Raw genomic sequence first — 16411 nt, 5'->3', positions numbered from 1 at the left:
GCCGCTCCAGTGGAGCCGGTGCTTGCACCGGGGGGCGCGCCCGTGCCGTCGTCGATGATGGCCAGCTCGGCGCCGACCTCGACCGTCTCGTCCTCGGCGACCTTGATGGAGGACAGCACACCGGCGACGGGCGAGGGGATCTCGGTGTCGACCTTGTCGGTCGACACCTCGAGCAGCGGCTCGTCGGCCTCGACGCGCTCGCCCTCGGCCTTCAGCCAGCGGGTGACAGTGCCCTCGGTGACGCTCTCACCGAGCGCCGGAAGGGTTACGGAAACCGCCATGGTTTCGGTTGCTCCTTACGAAATTGCGGAAGTCTGTGTCGTCGCGCCCGTTGACCGAAGGCTCAGTCGTGGGAGTGCAGCGGCTTGCCGGCCAGCGCCAGGTGCGCCTCGCCCATCGCCTCGTTCTGCGTCGGGTGGGCGTGGATGAGCTGGGCGACCTCGGCCGGCAGCGCCTCCCAGTTGTAGATCAGCTGGGCCTCGCCGACCTGCTCGCCCATGCGGTCGCCGACCATGTGGACGCCGACCACGGCACCGTCCTTCACCTGGACGAGCTTGATCTCGCCCGCGGTGTTGAGGATCTTGCTCTTGCCGTTGCCCGCCAGGTTGTACTTCAGAGCGACGACCTTGTCCGCACCGTAGATCTCCTTGGCCTTGGCCTCGGTGATACCGACGGAGGCGACCTCCGGGTGGCAGTACGTCACCCGCGGGACACCGTCGTAGTCGATCGGAACGACCTTCAGACCGGCCAGACGCTCCGCCACCAGGATGCCCTCGGCGAAGCCGACGTGCGCGAGCTGGAGCGTCGGGACCAGGTCACCGACGGCGGAGACGGTCGGGACGTTCGTCCGCATGTACTCGTCGACCAGGACGTAGCCGCGGTCCATGGCGACGCCCTGCTCCTCGTAGCCCAGGCCCTGGGAGACCGGGCCGCGGCCGACGGCGACGAGGAGGACCTCGGCCTCGAACTCCTTGCCGTCGGCGAGGGTGACCTTCACGCCGTCCTGCGTGTACTCGGCCTTCTGGAAGAAGGTGCCGAGGCTGAACTTGATGCCGCGCTTGCGGAACGCGCGCTCGAGAAGCTTCGAAGAGTTCTCGTCCTCGACCGGGACGAGGTGCTTGAGGCCCTCGACGACCGTGACGTCCGAGCCGAAGGACTTCCACGCCGAGGCGAACTCGACGCCGATGACACCGCCGCCCAGGATGATCGCGGACTTCGGCACGCGGTCCAGGACGAGGGCGTGGTCGGAGGAGATGATCCGGTTGCCGTCGATCTCCAGGCCCGGCAGCGACTTCGGCACGGAGCCGGTCGCCAGCAGGACGTGGCGGCCCTGGATGCGCTGGCCGTTGACATCGACCGAGGTGGGGGAGGACAGCCGGCCCTCACCCTCGATGTAGGTCACCTTGCGGGACGCGATCAGACCCTGCAGGCCCTTGTACAGGCCGGCGATGACACCGTCCTTGTACTTGTGGACGGCCGGGACGTCGATGCCCTCGAAGGTGGCCTTGACGCCGAACTGCTCGCTCTCGCGGGCCTGGTCGGCGATCTCGCCCGCGTGGAGCAGGGCCTTGGTGGGGATGCAACCCCGGTGCAGGCAGGTGCCGCCGACCTTGTCCTTCTCGATCAGGGCGACGTCCAGGCCCAGCTGCGCCCCGCGCAGGGCCGCGGCGTAACCACCGCTACCACCGCCGAGGATCACTAGGTCGAAAACGGTGCTGGCGTCGTTCGCCACGTCACGTCCTCCATGCATGTGCGCCTTGCGCCGATCTCCAGTGACCGGCGGGCGGCTGGTGTCCGGCCGCTTGATGCTTCGGCCCTTCGGTGGGGCCCTGTCCTGCCGGGCTCCATCTTTGCACTTGTTCGAGGCGTACGAGACGCCGGGCCGGGGTGTGAGACGCCCCACTAGAGCGCCCGAAGGGGCGCGGGGCCGTATGTGATATGCGGCTCCGCCGCGTGGGCGCGACCAGCCCCCACGCGGCGAAACGGCGATACGACAGTGAGCCCCGGGCTCACGGACGATCGTCAGCCCAGGTCGCCGGAGGCGGTCTGCTCGGCCAGCCGGACCAGCGTCCGCACCGCCGACCCCGTACCACCCTTGGGCGTGTACCCGAACGCCCCGCCCTCGTTGAACGCCGGGCCGGCGATGTCGAGGTGCGCCCAGGTGATGCCCTCGCCCACGAACTCGCGCAGGAACAGACCGGCGACCAGGCCGCCGCCCATCCGCTCGCCCATGTTCGCGATGTCGGCGACCTGGGACTCCATGCCCTTGCGCAGGTGCTCCGGCAGCGGCATCGGCCAGGCCGGCTCGCCGACCTCCTCGGCCGCCTCGTGCAGCGCGGAACGGAACGCGTCGTCGTTGGCCATCACACCGAAGGTGCGGCTGCCCAGCGCCAGCATCATCGCGCCGGTGAGGGTCGCGACGTCCACGATCGCGTCCGGCTTCTCCAGCGAGGCCGCCCACAGCGCGTCGGCGAGCACCAGCCGGCCCTCGGCGTCGGTGTTGAGCACCTCCACCGTCTTGCCGCTGTACATGCGCAGCACGTCACCCGGGCGCACCGCGGAGCCGGAGGGCATGTTCTCGGCCAGCGCGAGCCAGCCGGTGACGTTGACCTCCAGGCCGAGGCGCGCGGCGGCGACGACCGCGGCGAACACGGCGGCGGCACCGCTCATGTCGCACTTCATGGTCTCGTTGTGACCGGCCGGCTTCAGCGAGATGCCGCCCGAGTCGTAGGTGATGCCCTTGCCGACGAAGGCCAGGTGCTTGTCCGCCTTCGGGTGCTTGTACGTCAGCTTCACCAGGCGCGGGGTCGCGGCCGAGCCGCCGCCGACGCCGAGGATGCCGCCGTAGCCGCCCTTGACCAGGGCCTTGTCGTCGAGCACCTGCACCTTGAGGCCGTGCTCCTTGGCCGCGGTCTGCGCGATGCCCGCGAAGATGGCCGGTGTCAGGTCGTTCGGCGGGGTGTTGATCAGGTCGCGGGCGCGGTTCAGCTCCTCGCAGACCGCGACGGCGCGGGCGACGGCGCTCTTGTGGGCGGCGTCGCGCGGCTTGCCGCCGAGCAGTGCGGCCTCGGCGAGCGGCGCCTTGCCGTTCTTGCCCTTGGCGGAGCCGTTCGCCGCCTCCTTGTAGGCGTCGAAGGCGTACGCGCCGAGCAGCACGCCCTCGGCGATCGCGCCGACGGCGCCCGGGCCGTCGACGGGCAGCGCGAACGCGGCCTTCTTGGTGCCGGCGAGCGCCCGGGCGGCCACGCCGGCCGCCTTGCGCAGCGCGTCGGCGCCGAAGCCGTCCGTCTCGTCCTTGGCGTCGGACTCGGCGCCCAGGCCCACCGCCACCACGAGCGGGGCCTTGAAGTCCGCCGGAGCGGGCAGCTTCGTCAGCTCGCCCTCGGCACCCGAGGCGCCGAGGGTCTCCAGGACGCCGGCCAGCTTGCCGTCGTACGCCTTGTCCACGGCCTCGGCGCCCGGCGCCACGACGGGGCCCTTGGTTCCCTTGGCGACACCGATCACGATCGCGTCGGCCCGGAGGCCGGGCGCCGCGGAGGTGCTGAGAGTCAGAGCAGTCACGGTGGTGAGATCTCGCTTCCGATGTGAAGTTGCTGTGGCCGATGAGGGGTGGGTCGACCGGGCCCGGGAGCCGACCCTGGGTCCAGGCCTGAGGACAGGTGGCGACCGGGGCCTTCACCGTGTCGGCGGACACCCGCAACGAGACTACGCGCGTGCGGGCGTCCACTCATTCCCCCGGGTATTCACCGGACTGTGATGTCACGGCCATGTCCCACCCCGGGGCACGCCGCCCGGGGCATCGTCACCGGCCCGCCGGAGGGCCCCCTCGACGGAGGTGCCGGCCAGCCGGTCGGCCAGCGAGCGGCGGCCGGGGAAGACCACCGACACCGCGTTGACCAGGAACAACACCACGGCGGCCGCCCAGACCAGCAGCGACAGCAGGAAGTGGCCCTCGACCAGCAGCACGCAGGCCAGCGCGAACACCGCGACGTCGGCGGCGGTGGTGACGGCCGCGCGGCGCAGGGTGTGCCGGGACCGCCGCGGAGTGACCCGCAGGCCGAGCAGGCCCTTGCCGAGGGTGCGGCCGAGCAGCCGCAGACAGGCCCACTGGTACAGGAACGTGACGAGTACGAGTGCCCCGAAGGCCTCCTCCACGTCCAGCACCACCGAGTCCCACAGGGACAGTCCGAGGTGTTCGGAGGCGCCGACGACGTCACCGCGCGAGGTCACGAGGTCGAGGCCGCCCTTCGTGGCCAGGGACGGAACGTCGGTGACGAGGAGGGTGACGCGGTGGAAGGTGAGGCCGGCGAGCAGCACGGCCGCGCCCGTCACGAGTGCGAAATCTATGAACCAGGCCGTCCCGCGGCGCAGCTTCAGCACGGAGATCCCCCGATCGTGCTCACTTGTCCGTGTACGGGCGGAGAGCTTAGCGCTCAGTGACCGAAGGCCAGTACCACCAGCGCCGCCGTGGCCGCCGTCTCCTCCAGCGCCCCGAAGACGTCCCCCGTCACCCCGCCGAACCGCCGTACGCAGCGCCGCAGCAGCAGTTCGGCCGCGGCCAGGGACAGCGGCACGGCGGCCGCCGCGCGGACGGTGCCGTACGCCCCGAACGGCACGCCCCCGGCCGCCGCCGCGAGCGTGCACAGCGCCGAGGCCGCCAGTGCGCCCCGCACCGGCACCACTTCGGCGACCGCCGCGCCGAGGCCCTCCGGGCGGGCCGCCGGTACGCCGGTGCGGGCGGCCAGGGTGAGGGCGAGGCGGGCGGCCACCGCACAGGTCAGGGCCGCCGCCGCGCCCCGGCCCCAGGAGTCGCCGTAGAGCTGGGCCAGCACGGCGACCTGGGCCAGCAGGGCCAGGACCAGGGCGATGACGCCGAAGGGGCCGATGTCCGACTGCTTCATGATCCGCAGGGCCTCCCCCGCGGGCTTGCCGCTGCCCAGCCCGTCCGCCGTGTCCGCGAGGCCGTCGAGGTGCAGGCCGCGGGTGAGCGCCGCCGGTACGGCGACGGAGCCGACGGCGGCGAGCAGCGGGCCGGCGCCGAGGGCGAGCAGCAGCAGGCCGAGGCCGGCCGCCGCCGCGCCGACGACCAGCCCGGCCGCCGGCGCGGCCAGCATGCCGCCGCGCGCGGCCCCGCGGTCCCAGCGGTGCACCCGGACGGGCAGCGCGGTGAGGGTGCCGAAGGCGAAACGGAGGCCGTCGAGGGGCGAGGGCGACGAGGTCGTGGGCATCGGCGCAGGGTATCCGGCGGTCGTCGGGCTCCCCCGGGGGCGTCGGAGATAAAGTGCGCATATGGGGCACTGGTGGCAGCGGAACATCCTCGAACCGGGCAAACTCCCGCTGCTGCTCGCCCTCACGGCCTTCGTGCTGACCTTCCTGGTCACCCGGGTGATCACCCGCCTGATCCGGGCCGGCAAGGGGCCGTTCGGCAACGTCAGGGCGGGCGGGCTGCACATCCACCATGTCGTGCCCGGGGTCGTCCTCACCGTCGTCGGCGGCTTCGGCGCCGTCGCCAGCGACCGGCACGGCGTCGCGGGAGCGGGCTCCGCGGTGCTCTTCGGCATGGGTGCCGGGCTGGTCCTGGACGAGTTCGCGCTGATCCTGCACCTGGACGACGTCTACTGGAGCGAGGAGGGCCGCAAGAGCGTCGAGGCCGTCGTCCTCACCGCGGCGCTCGTCGGGCTGCTGCTCGCCGGGTTCGCCCCGTTCGGCGTCAACGACCTGTCCCAGCAGGAACTCCAGAGCCGGGGCACGGTCGCGGCCAGCATCGCCGGGAACTTCCTCCTCTCGCTCATCGCGCTGAGCAAGGGCAAGGCCCGCACCGCGGTCTTCGGCGTGATCGTGCCATTGGTCGCGCTCGTGGGCGCCGTCCGACTGGCCCGCCCCGGCTCCCCCTGGGCCCGCCGCTTCTACGTCCACCGCCCCCGCACCCGCGCCCGGGCGACCCTGCGCGCCTACCACCACGACCGCCGCTGGGCCGGTCCCCGGCGCGCGCTTCAGGACTTGATCGGCGGCAAGCCGGATCCGCGTCCGGTGCGGCTGCCGGACGGTCGTGGTTGACAGTGTCGTGGGCGGCGGGCACGCGATCGCCGTGTCCGTGCCGGGGCTGGCCGGGCCCCGGCGTGCCTTTCAGGGCTTGACCGGCGGCAAGCCGGATCCGCGTCCGGTGCGGCTGCCGGACGGTCGTGGTTGACGGTGTCGTGGGCGGTGGGCACGCGATCGCCGTGTCCGTGCCGGGGCCGGCCGGGCCCCGGCGTGCCTTTCAGGGCTTGACCGGCGGCAACCCGGATCCGGGGCGGCGTTGGCCGCGCCGGATGTGGTGGGCGTATGCGTGGCGCAGTCGCCGGCGCAGCTCGCGGCCGAAGCGGTGGCGGACCGCCACCGCCAGGCACAGGGTCCCGACGGCCATCAGCGCGGCCAGGTGCTCCTTGCCCGCCAGGTTCTCCTTGATGAGCACCTCGGCCACCATGGCGACGGTCACCGCGCCCGCCGTCGCGTACGCGCCGTACCGCCAGGCCACGTACACGGCGAGGCCCACCACGGCCGCCGACGGGCCGGTGTCCACCACCTCCGCGTCCGTCCAGGGCAGCCCGAACGGGGCGTGCGTGCCGAGGGAGATGCCCACGCGCGCGTACAGGGTCCCGGCGAGCGTGGCGACGTACGCGATGGTCAGCGTCCGCCACCAGCCGATGCAGACCTCGGCGATCCCGAACACCAGCAGGATCTGCGCGAGCGCGCCCCAGACCGGCAGGTCCAGCGCCGGCACGAAGAGCGAGAGCGGGGTGCGCAGCAGGGCCAGCCACAGCGGGTCCTCGGCCCGTACGGCGCCCATGTTCTGCACGAACTGAAAGCCCCACTGCTGGTTCTGCACCCACTGGAGCAGGGCCGTCAGGCCCACCGCCATCAGCGTCATCGGGATCGCCCGCAGGCGCCGCTTCAGCACGGCTTCGCGCAGGGTGACGCACAGCAGCCCCCACTCCTCACGGGCCCAGCGGGCGAGCGTGCTCATCAGGTGTTCCTCATCCCCGGCGTCCCCGGCGTCCCCGTGCGGTCATCGGTGCGTGCCGAGGTGCCTGCGGTGCAGCCACTTCGGCAGCCCCGGCGCCTCCAGGAAGCCCTCGGCGCGCGCGGACGCGAGGCCGATGCGCAGCAGGTCCGCGCTCTTCTCGAAGAGCAGGAACCGCGGCTCCCAGATGGGCCGGTACTTGGCGTTGGCGCGGTACAGCGACTCGATCTGCCACCAGCGGGAGAAGAAGCTCAGCAGCGACCGCCACAGCCGCAGCACCGGACCGGCACCGAGGCGCGCGCCACGTTCGAAGACCGAACGGAACATCGCGAAGTTCAGTGAGACCTGCGTGATCCTGATCTCGCCCGCCCGGCGCAGCAGTTCGATGACCATGAACTCCATCAGCCCGTTGTCGGAGTCACGGTCCCGGCGCATCAGGTCCAGGGACAGCCCGTGCGGCCCCCACGGCACGAAGGACAGCAGCGCGCGCAGCCTGCCCTCGGCGTCGGCGCACTCCAGCATCACGCACTGCCCGTCCTCGAGGTCCCCGAGCCGGCCGAGCGCCATGCTGAACCCGCGCTCGGTCGCCCCGTCGCGCCAGTCGTCCGCCCGCTCCAGCAGCTGCGCCATCTCGTCCGCCGGGATGTCCGCGTGGCGCCGGATGCGCACCGTGTACCCGGCCCGCTTCACCCGGTTGTGCGCCTGGCGCACCGTGCGCATGGCCCGTCCCTCCAGGGTGAACTCGGCCACCTCCACGAGCGCCTCGTCGCCGAGTTCGAGCGCGTCCAGGCCGTGCCGGGCGTAGATCGTGCCCGCCTCCTCGCTCGCGCCCATCACCGCCGGGATCCAGCCGTGCGCCCGCGCCTCGGCCAGCCACGGATCGATCGCCCCCGGCCAGGCCTCGGGGTCCCCGATCGGGTCCCCGGAGGCGAGCGAGACCCCGCCGACGACCCGGTAGGCGACGGCCGCCTTCCCGGTCGGCGACCACACCACGCTCTTCTCCCGGCGCAGCGCGAAGTAGCCCAGCGAGTCCCGCTCGCCGTGCCGGTCCAGCAGGGTCCGCAGCCGCTTCTCGTCGTCCTCGGTCAGCGGGTCGACGGCGCGCCGGGAGCGGAAGGCGGCGTAGAAGACGGCGAGGACGAGGGCCGTGCTGAGCACGTTGATCGCGACGTTGGCCCAGTTCGGCGGGTCGATGCCGGGGAAGCGGGACTCGTCGGCGGCCACCGACACCAGGCGCAGGGCGCCGTAGTGCCAGCGCTCCAGGAAGGTCGAACGGGCCGCGTCCGGCGCCTCGTTGGTGACCGTGATCAGCAGCCCGGCGAGCAGCGAGGAGGCGAGCCCGCCGCCGACGGCGACCGTCGCGGCGAGCCGGGGGTTGGAGCGGTCGCCCTTGGCGTAGAACTCCCGGCGGCCGGCCAGCAGCGCGCCGACGAAGACGGCCGTGAGGCCGAGCGAGATCCAGTTCTGCGCGTACCGCCGGATCTCCGGGAACACCATGGCGAACGCGAACAGCGCCAGGAACGCCCCGCTCATCACCAGGTTGAGGATCCACGCCGCCCGCTTGCGGCGGCGCATGGTGATCGCGAGGAACGCGGTGAAGACGCCCGAGGCGAAGCCGGCCGTGAGCAGGTACGGCGTGAAGTAGTCGTCCTGGTTGTGCCGGCGCACGTCCTGCCCGAGCGAGACCCAGACCGCGCTGAGGAAGTTGACGAAGGCGACGGTCCGCAGGTACCAGACGGCGAAGGCGGCGGCCCGTCGGGAAGCCCCGGTGGACCGCCGCCCCTCCTCACCCGGGCGCCCCGGTTCGGCTTGCGGCGGTACGGCAATTCGGGCATCTCCCATGGGGCAGGATCATATGGGGGCCGCCCTGGCGAACCACACTTTTCCGCCGGGGTGCCCCTCCTGTCCCGGGACCGTGCCGTGCTACTCCTCTGCCCCGGATTCCCCGGATTCCTCAAGTTCCCCGAGTTCCCCGACCTCGCCGGGCTTCTTCTCGGAGTCCTCGGAATTCCCGGACACCTCCTCCGGCTCCTCCGGCTCCTCGGGCTTCTCCGGCAGCTCCGCCGCCAGCGCCGCCGCGGACCGGACCAGGGGCAGCGCGAGCAGCGCGCCCGTACCCTCGCCGACCTTGACGCCCTGCTGCAGCAGCGGCTCCAGCGCCATCCGGTCCAGCGCCTTCGCCTGCCCCGGCTCCCCGCTGTCGTGCCCGGCCAGCCACCAGTCCGGCGCCCGGAAGGCGACCCGCTGAGCGACCAGCGCACAGGCCGCGGCCACCACGCCGTCCAGGATCACCGGCAGCTTCCGTACGGCGCACTGGAGCAGGAACCCGGTCATCGCGGCCAGGTCCGCCCCGCCCACGGCCGCCAGCAGCTGCAACTGGTCCCCGAGCACCGGCCGGGCCCGCCGCAGCGCGTCCCGGATCGCCGCGCACTTGCGCATCCACGCCAGGTCGTCGATCGCGAGCCCGCCGCGTCCGGTCACCACCGACGCGTCGGTCCCGCACAGCGCCGCGATCAGGACCGCCGCCGCCGTGGTGCCGCCCACGCTGATGTCGCCGAGCACGACCAGGTCCGTACCCGAGTCGGCCTCCTCGTCGGCGATCGCCATGCCCGCCCGCAGGGCCGCCTCGGCCTCGTCGTCGGTGAGCGCGTCCTCGATGTCGATACGGCCGCTGCCGCGCCGCACGCGGTGCCGTACGACGTCCTCGGGGAAGGCGCCGGGGTCGCAGTCCAGGGCCATGTCCACGACCCGCACGGGGACCTCCTGGCGCCGCGCGAGCACGGACACCGGGCTCGCCCCCTCCAGCACCGCCCGCACCAGCTGCTCCGCGCCGCCCGCCGGCCGCGCCGAGACGCCGAGCTCGGCGACCCCGTGGTCGGCGGCGAAGAGGATCACCCGTGGCCGCTCGAGCGGCCGTACCGGTGTGGTGCCCTGTGCGGCGGCCAGCCACTCGCCCAGCTCGTCGAGGCGCCCCAGTGCCCCGGGGGGCACGATCTGGCGCTCCCGCCGGGCCTCGGCGTCACGGCGAACGCCCCCGTCCGGGCGCTCGATCAGATCGGTGAAGTCGTCCAGATTAAGCCTGCTCATTCGCCGAACAGTACCGCCCGCCGACGGCTCCTTCCGCGCCACATCGCCACCACACTCGCATGACGTCTTTGCACCCAAGATCGGTATCCCATACGTTCCGTTTTGCAGCGGAATGTCGCACAGGGAGCAGCCCATGCCGACCTCGCCCCCCACCCCGCACACCGGGTCGCCCGCCGACCCGCACCACGAGCCGCGCCGCGCGGACTGCCCCTGGTGCGGCGGCAGGCGGCTGCGCACCCGCGCGCGGGCCACGCCGCCGCGCCGCCGCGGCCCGGGCAGCTGCGGCGTGGAGCAGTGCCGCGACTGCGGGCACGCCTTCCAGAACCCCCGGCTCACGGCGGAGGGCCTCGCCCTGCGCCACCTGGCCTTCTACGCCAACCACCTGGGCGACTTCGCCGACCGGATGCTGTCCCCGGGCGCCGTCCGCCGCCGGCACCTGGCCGTGGCCCACACCGTGCTGGCGCTGGCCGAGCCGGAGAGCTGGCTGGACGTGGGCACGGGGCACGCCCGCTTCCCGGAGACGGCGAGGGAGGTCCTCCCGTACACGTCCTTCGACGGCCTGGACCCGACCCCGCGCGTCGAACAGGCCCGCCGGGCGGGCCGCGTCGAGGAAGCGCACATCGGCGATCTCACGAACGCCTGGGTCCTGCCCCGCCTGCGCTCGCGCTACGACGTGGTCAGCGTCTTCCACCACCTGGAGCACAGCCCCGACCCGCGCGCCGAACTCCGCGCGGCCCTGGCGGCGCTGCGCCCCGGAGGCCTGCTGCTGCTCGAACTCCCGGACCCGCGCTGCCTGTTCGGGACGCTGCTGGGCCGCCGGTGGCTCCCGTACGGCCAGCCCCGCCATCTCCACCTGCTGCCCCTGGCCAACCTGTGCGCGGAGCTGGAGGCCCAGGGCTGCACGGTCCTCGCGACGGACCGCCGGACACCCCACATCCCCTACGACCTGTCGGCGGCGCTGTCCCTCTCCCTGGCCCAGGCGCCCCCGTTCCTCCGGCGGGTCCTCGGCCCCCTCGTCGCCACGGCCTCGGCCCTGGACCACATGCTGGCGCCGCTGCTGCGCCGCACCCGCTTCTCGAACGCGTACCGCGTCATCGCCCGGCGCGGTCAGCCCCGCAGCACCAGCGCCTGACCCGCCACCACCAGCAGCACCTGTTCGCACTCGGCCGCGAACGCCGCGTTCAGCCGCCCGAGTTCGTCCCGGTAGCGCCGCCCGGAGGCGGTGGCCGGGACGATGCCCGAGCCCACCTCGTTCGAGACCGCCACCACCGTCCGGCGCGTGGCGCGCACGGCGTCCGTCAGTTCTCGCACCCGCTCCCGCAGCAGCTTCTCGCCGCCGCCCGCCCACTCCGCGTCGTCCCACGCCCCCACGGCGTCCATCGCGTCCGTCAGCCACAGCGACAGACAGTCGATCAGCAGCGGCGGGCCGTCCCGGCCCAGCAGGGGCACGAGGTCGGTCGTCTCCGTCGTACGCCACGAGCCCGGCCGCCGGTCCCGGTGCAGGGCCACCCGGGCCGCCCACTCGAAGTCCCCGCCGCGCGTGCCGCCCGTCGCCACGTACAGCACGTCCGGGAAGGACTCCAGGCGCCGTTCGGCCTCCACGGACTTGCCCGAGCGCGCGCCGCCCAGGACCAGGGTGCGGCGCGGCACGTCCGGGACGTCCTCGTACACCCCGACCGTCAGCGTCGAACCGTCCGGCACCGCCCGCGCCCCGGCCGCCGCCAGCCGCCGCCGCGTCTCCGGGCCGGGCGGCACGTCGTGGTCCAGGTGGACGGCGACCACGTCCGTCGTCGGGCCGGCCGAACCCACCGCCCGCAGCCGGGCCAGCGCGTCGGGCCGGGCCACCACGTCCGCGAGGACCAGGTGGTACGACTCCGCCCGCGGCTCCTCCAGGCCGGCCGGGGCGCCGCCCGGCGGCAGGTACAGCAGCCGCTGCCCGTCCGGTCCCGTCACCGCGTACCCGGTGCCGCCCGCGTCCATCGCCACCGCCCGCACCCGATGCCCCGTCAGCAGCGCCAACTCCCGCCCGTCCGGCACCCGGCCGGGCTGCGGCAGCCCGGCCGGCACCTCCACCGCCGGGCCGTCGTGCGGATGCGACAGCAGCACCTGCCGCACCCCGCCCAGCGAGTGCCCGGCCCGCGCCGCCGCGAACGCCACGCCCGGCGTCAGATCGAGCAGCAGCGCCCCGTCCACCAGCACGGCGGTCGCCGCCCGGGCGTCCGGTCCGAGCGCACTCGCGCAGGCGGCACAGGGGCAGGCGGGGCGGGGCAGTCCGGCCGGGGCGCCGGTACCGAGCAGAGTCACTTCCACGGAATCGATTTTCGCCCGTCTGATCAGGTCTCGCGCTTCCGGCTAGTCTGCCAGCACGTGTTGGATCGAAGGAGGCCTGCATGACGGCATGGACGTGGCGGTTCGAGAAGGCCGACGGGACGGAGACCGAGCCCGCCGTGGAGCCCGAGGAGTTCACCACGCAGGGGGATGCCGAGTCCTGGATCGGCGAGCAGTGGCGGGCGCTGCTGGACGGCGGCGTCGAGCAGGTCCGGCTGTTCGAGGACGACACCGAGATCTACCCGGCTCCCATGAGCCTGCGCGCCGCCGCCGAGAGCTGAGCGTGGCGGGGGCATGGCCGCACGGTCGTGCCCCCGGCCTCCCGCGCGCCGGTTCCTCACTGTTCGCCGAGCGTCACGTGCACCGTCTTCTCGGTGCCGCCCCGCTCGTACGTCACCGACGTCTTCTGGCCCGGCCGGTCCGCCGCCAGCGCCTCCGAGAGGGAGGTGATGGTGCTGATGGGCCGGCTGCCCAGCCGGGTGATGACGTCGCCCTGCCGCAGGCCCGCCGTGGCCGCCGCGCTGCCGGGCCTGACGCTGACCACCGCCACGCCGGCCGGCCGGTAGCTCGCGTCCACGACCGTCCGCCCGATGACGCCGAGCGCGGCCCGCCCCGAATCGACGACCCTGCCCTCCTTCACGATCTGGCCGGCGATCGTCCGCACCATCGACGCCGGGATGGCGAACCCGATGCCGGGCGCCGCGCTGCCCCCGAGGGAGGGATCGGCGGCGGCGAGCGTCGGGATGCCGATGACCTCCCCGTTCAGATTGACCAGGGCGCCGCCGCTGTTGCCGGGGTTGATGGGGGCCGAGGTCTGCACCAGATTGGCCAGCGTCGCGCCCGTACCGCCGCGGGAGCGGTTCTCGCTGACGGTCCGTCCGACCGCCGAGACGATGCCCTGCGTCACGCTGGACGACAGCCCGAGCGGCGAGCCCATGGCCAGCACGATCTGGCCGACGTCCACCTTCTCGGAGTCGCCGAACGTCGCCGCCCGCAGCCCGTCCGGCACCCTGTCCAGCTTGATCACCGCCAGGTCCTGCACGGGATACGAGTACACCAGGCTCGCGGTGAGCGGCTCCTCGCTGTTGGCCGTGGTCACCCTGAAGGTCTTGTCCTGCCCGACCACGTGCGCGTTGGTGACGATGTGTCCCCGGTCGTCGTACACCACCCCGGAGCCCAGCTCGTCGCGCGCCTGGATCTGCACGACCGACGGCAGGACCTCCTTGATCACCTTCTGGTACTGGCTCTGGAGATCGCTCGCGGCCATCGGTACGTCCGCCCGCGCGGTCCTCGCGGAGTCCCGCTCCGCCGGGGTGGAGGCGGGGGAGCAGCCGGCGACGAGGGCCGCGCAGCACACCAGCGCGGCGGCGGCCACGGCCCGGCCGAGGGCACGGGTACGGGTAGCGTCCATGCCCCGAGTCTCACCGGACGCCGGTCACCCGGCCCGAGCTGTTCCGCCGAACGGGCGCGGGCGTCCGGCTCAGCCCCGTACGCCGCACAGGTGCAGCAGTGCCGCCACACCGCGGTAGGGGTCGGTACGGCCGGCCCGCTCCTCGGCCGCCAGGAGCGCGTCCAGGTCGTCCGGGATGGGCGCGTCGTCCGCGGCCGTGTCCGTGAAGACCCGCACCCCGTACCAGGCGTGCAGCGGGGCCGCGAGACCGGCGAGCGTCGCGGTCAGCGTGGCCAGCCGGTCGGCCCGGACGTCGAGGCCCAGGCGGTTGTGGTACGACGTCGTGTCATACGCGGCCAGGGCGCCCGCCCAGTCGCCGAAGAGGCCCGGGCGCATGGCGAGCGCGTCGCCGTTGCGCACCAGCAGGGAGAGCAGGCCGCCGGGGGCCAGCATCCGGGCCAGGCCCGCCACCAGCGGGTCGGGCTCCTCGACGTACATCAGCACGCCGTGGCACAGCACCACGTCGAAGCTGCCCGGCAGGAAGTGCACGCCCGTGTCGCGCCCGTCTCCCTGCACCAGCCGGACCCGCTCGCGGATGCCCTCGGGCTGCGCGGCCAGCGCCTCGCGGGCGGCGTCGATCATCGCCGCGTCCTGCTCGACGCCGGTGACCTGGTGGCCGAGGCGGGCCAGCCGCAGCGCCTGCGTGCCCTGGCCCATCCCCACGTCGAGCACCCGCAGCCGCCGGCCGACCGGGAACCGCCCAGCTATCTGCTCGTCGAGCTGCCGGGCCACCAGCTCCTGGCGGACGACGTCCCGCAGCCCGCCCAGCTTACGCAGCCAGGCACCCGCCGCATCCCCGGTGAAGGCGTCTGCGCTCAGGGCCGCTCTCCGCGCTTGACCTGCGGCTTGGGCAGCCGGAGCCGACGCATCTGGAGGGAGCGCATCAGGGCGTAGGCGACGGCGCCCCGGGTGTTCTGGTCGGGGAACCTCTCCTTGAGGCGCTTCTTCAGCCGGAAGCCGCTGATCGCCCCGTCCAGCACGATGAGCACGATCACGACCAGCCACAGCAGCAGCGCGATGCTCTGGATCGCGCCCACCCGCACGATGCTCAGCACGAGGATGATCACGGCCAGCGGCAGGAAGAACTCCGCCACGTTGAACCGCGAGTCCACCCAGTCCCGGGCGAAGCGGCGCACCGGGCCCTTGTCCCGGGCCGGCAGATACCGCTCGTCGCCGGTGGCCAGGGCCTGGCGCTGGCGCTCCAGCGCCTGGCGCCGCTCCTCGCGCTGGCGCTTGGCGGCGTCCTTGCGGGTCGTCGGCGTGTTGGCGACACTGCGGCGCTGGGACTGGGCCTCACTGCGCTTGGGCGTGGGCCTGCCCTTCTTGGCCTGCGGGTCACGGGGCTGCTTGGAGTCGGTCACCTGCGCCTTGTCGGCGTGGGCCTTCTCTTCCTTGGCACGGCTACGGAACACAAGAACCAAGGGTAAGCGCTCATCAAAAGGTGTGGGGCCGCAGGCCCCTCAAAACAAGGGCGGTGGTGGGCGACGGGCGGGCATGGACCCGGGCCCGGCGGGGAACGATCCGGCAACGCCAGTCGTCGTAGGGGGACAGAGGGGACGTCACGACAGGGGGTCACCTACTCCTCACGCCGGAGCGGTACGGTCCGCAGTCGTCCTTGGGGATGAGCGCATCACTCCCCGAACGGTGCGGTAATGGAGTCAGGGCCCGTACTGTGGGTCCTGTCGCAGGATCTGTGAGCTGGAGTCCGTCAGAAGGGGGCGCGCGAAGCCCATGAGCGGTGTCATGAAGCGTATGGGGATGATCTTCCGCGCGAAGGCGAACAAGGCCCTTGACCGGGCCGAGGACCCGCGCGAGACCCTCGATTACTCGTACCAGAAGCAGCTGGAGCTGCTCCAGAAGGTGCGCCGGGGCGTCGCCGACGTGGCGACCAGCCGCAAGCGTCTGGAACTCCAGCTCAACCAGCTGCAGCAGCAGTCCTCCAAGCTGGAGGACCAGGGCCGCAAGGCGCTCGCGCTCGGCCGCGAGGACCTGGCCCGCGAGGCGCTGTCCCGCCGCGCCGCGCTCCAGCAGCAGGTCACCGACCTGGAGACGCAGCACGCGACGCTCCAGGGCGAGGAGGAGAAGCTCACCCTCGCGGCCCAGCGCCTCCAGGCCAAGGTGGACGCCTTCCGCACGAAGAAGGAGACCATCAAGGCCACCTACACCGCCGCCCAGGCCCAGACCCGCATCGGCGAGGCCTTCACCGGCATCTCCGAGGAGATGGGCGACGTCGGCCTGGCCATCCAGCGCGCCGAGGACAAGACGCAGCAGCTCCAGGCCCGCGCCGGCGCCATCGACGAACTGCTCGCCTCCGGCGCCCTCGACGACCCGACCGGCACGGCCAAGGACGACATCGCCGCCGAGCTGGACCGGCTCTCCGGTGGTACGGATGTGGAGCTGGAGCTCCAGCGGATGAAGGCCGAGCTGGCCGGAGGCTCTCCGCAGCAGGCCATCGAGGGCGGCACCGCGCAGGGGCAGCCCCAGCAGCAGCCGCGGGACACCCCGCGTTTCGACAAGCAGTAGTCCGGCACCGGGGCCCGGGC

Annotated in this window: 16 protein-coding genes; 4 read left to right on the top strand and 12 right to left on the bottom strand. The window is 73.2% G+C overall.

All coding sequences use genetic code 11. The features are described 5' to 3' along the window. The 5 genes from BIV23_RS23495 to BIV23_RS23475 all read right to left on the bottom strand — a co-directional run. Positions 1-281: biotin/lipoyl-containing protein (locus BIV23_RS23495; protein ID WP_342746374.1), on the bottom strand; the 281-nt coding region annotated here is incomplete at its 3' end. A 62-nt stretch (positions 282-343) separates the two neighbouring features. Continuing rightward, positions 344-1732: a dihydrolipoyl dehydrogenase gene (gene lpdA, locus BIV23_RS23490; RefSeq protein WP_071382897.1), complete on the bottom strand. Its 1389-nt coding sequence runs from the start codon at positions 1730-1732 to the stop codon at positions 344-346. Positions 1733-2022: 290 nt separating this feature from the next. Beyond that, positions 2023-3561 carry a leucyl aminopeptidase gene (locus BIV23_RS23485; RefSeq protein ID WP_071382896.1) on the bottom strand — a complete coding sequence of 513 codons (1539 nt, stop codon included), beginning with the start codon at positions 3559-3561 and terminating at the stop codon, positions 2023-2025. A 198-nt stretch (positions 3562-3759) separates the two neighbouring features. Beyond that, entirely contained in the window at positions 3760-4380 is a 621-nt protein-coding gene (locus tag BIV23_RS23480; RefSeq protein ID WP_079173314.1) for an RDD family protein, read from the bottom strand. A 53-nt stretch (positions 4381-4433) separates the two neighbouring features. Further along, the gene (locus BIV23_RS23475) at positions 4434-5228 is read right to left on the bottom strand and encodes an adenosylcobinamide-GDP ribazoletransferase (protein WP_071382895.1); all 795 of its coding nucleotides are present in this window, start codon (positions 5226-5228) and stop codon (positions 4434-4436) included. Positions 5229-5289: 61 nt separating this feature from the next. Here BIV23_RS23475 and BIV23_RS23470 point away from each other — a divergent pair, with 61 nt between their 5' ends. After that, on the top strand, positions 5290-6057 hold the full coding sequence (locus tag BIV23_RS23470) for a hypothetical protein (protein WP_071382894.1): 768 nt from the start codon (positions 5290-5292) through the stop codon (positions 6055-6057). A 202-nt stretch (positions 6058-6259) separates the two neighbouring features. Here BIV23_RS23470 and BIV23_RS50460 read toward each other — a convergent pair whose 3' ends face one another. The 3 genes from BIV23_RS50460 to cobT form a co-directional block, all read right to left on the bottom strand. Next, positions 6260-7006, bottom strand: a complete 747-nt coding sequence (locus tag BIV23_RS50460) for a hypothetical protein (RefSeq protein ID WP_071382893.1) — start codon at positions 7004-7006, stop codon at positions 6260-6262. Positions 7007-7048: 42 nt separating this feature from the next. After that, positions 7049-8845, bottom strand: a complete 1797-nt coding sequence (locus tag BIV23_RS23460) for a phosphatidylglycerol lysyltransferase domain-containing protein (RefSeq protein WP_071382892.1) — start codon at positions 8843-8845, stop codon at positions 7049-7051. An 81-nt stretch (positions 8846-8926) separates the two neighbouring features. After that, positions 8927-10090, bottom strand: a complete 1164-nt coding sequence (gene cobT, locus BIV23_RS23455) for a nicotinate-nucleotide--dimethylbenzimidazole phosphoribosyltransferase (RefSeq protein WP_071382891.1) — start codon at positions 10088-10090, stop codon at positions 8927-8929. 133 nt (positions 10091-10223) lie between these two features. Here cobT and BIV23_RS23450 point away from each other — a divergent pair, with 133 nt between their 5' ends. Next, entirely contained in the window at positions 10224-11222 is a 999-nt protein-coding gene (locus BIV23_RS23450) for a methyltransferase domain-containing protein (protein WP_071382890.1), read from the top strand. On the opposite strand, the gene BIV23_RS23445 is transcribed toward BIV23_RS23450, so the two are convergent. Next, on the bottom strand, positions 11198-12400 hold the full coding sequence (locus BIV23_RS23445) for a bifunctional adenosylcobinamide kinase/adenosylcobinamide-phosphate guanylyltransferase (protein WP_071382889.1): 1203 nt from the start codon (positions 12398-12400) through the stop codon (positions 11198-11200). The genes BIV23_RS23450 and BIV23_RS23445 overlap by 25 nt on opposite strands. An 80-nt stretch (positions 12401-12480) precedes the next feature. Here BIV23_RS23445 and BIV23_RS23440 point away from each other — a divergent pair, with 80 nt between their 5' ends. After that, positions 12481-12699, top strand: coding sequence for a hypothetical protein (locus tag BIV23_RS23440; protein WP_071382888.1), 219 nt, complete (start codon positions 12481-12483; stop codon positions 12697-12699). 56 nt (positions 12700-12755) lie between these two features. On the opposite strand, the gene BIV23_RS23435 is transcribed toward BIV23_RS23440, so the two are convergent. The 3 genes from BIV23_RS23435 to BIV23_RS23425 form a co-directional block, all read right to left on the bottom strand. Next, complete coding sequence (locus BIV23_RS23435) at positions 12756-13829, bottom strand: S1C family serine protease (RefSeq protein ID WP_071382887.1); 1074 nt, start codon at positions 13827-13829, stop codon at positions 12756-12758. A 69-nt stretch (positions 13830-13898) separates the two neighbouring features. Further along, the gene (locus BIV23_RS23430; RefSeq protein ID WP_071382886.1) at positions 13899-14600 is read right to left on the bottom strand and encodes a class I SAM-dependent methyltransferase; all 702 of its coding nucleotides are present in this window, start codon (positions 14598-14600) and stop codon (positions 13899-13901) included. Positions 14601-14683: 83 nt separating this feature from the next. Next, positions 14684-15280, bottom strand: coding sequence for a DUF3043 domain-containing protein (locus BIV23_RS23425; RefSeq protein WP_071382885.1), 597 nt, complete (start codon positions 15278-15280; stop codon positions 14684-14686). A gap of 319 nt (positions 15281-15599) precedes the next feature. Between BIV23_RS23425 and BIV23_RS23420 the strand changes: the two genes are divergently transcribed. Next, the gene (locus tag BIV23_RS23420) at positions 15600-16391 is read left to right on the top strand and encodes a PspA/IM30 family protein (RefSeq protein WP_079173311.1); all 792 of its coding nucleotides are present in this window, start codon (positions 15600-15602) and stop codon (positions 16389-16391) included. Positions 16392-16411: the final 20 nt, after the last annotated feature.

Origin of the sequence: Streptomyces monashensis, assembly GCF_001866665.1 — a bacterium.
GTDB lineage: Bacteria > Actinomycetota > Actinomycetes > Streptomycetales > Streptomycetaceae > Streptomyces > Streptomyces monashensis.
This window is presented reverse-complemented; position numbering and strand designations above follow the sequence as displayed.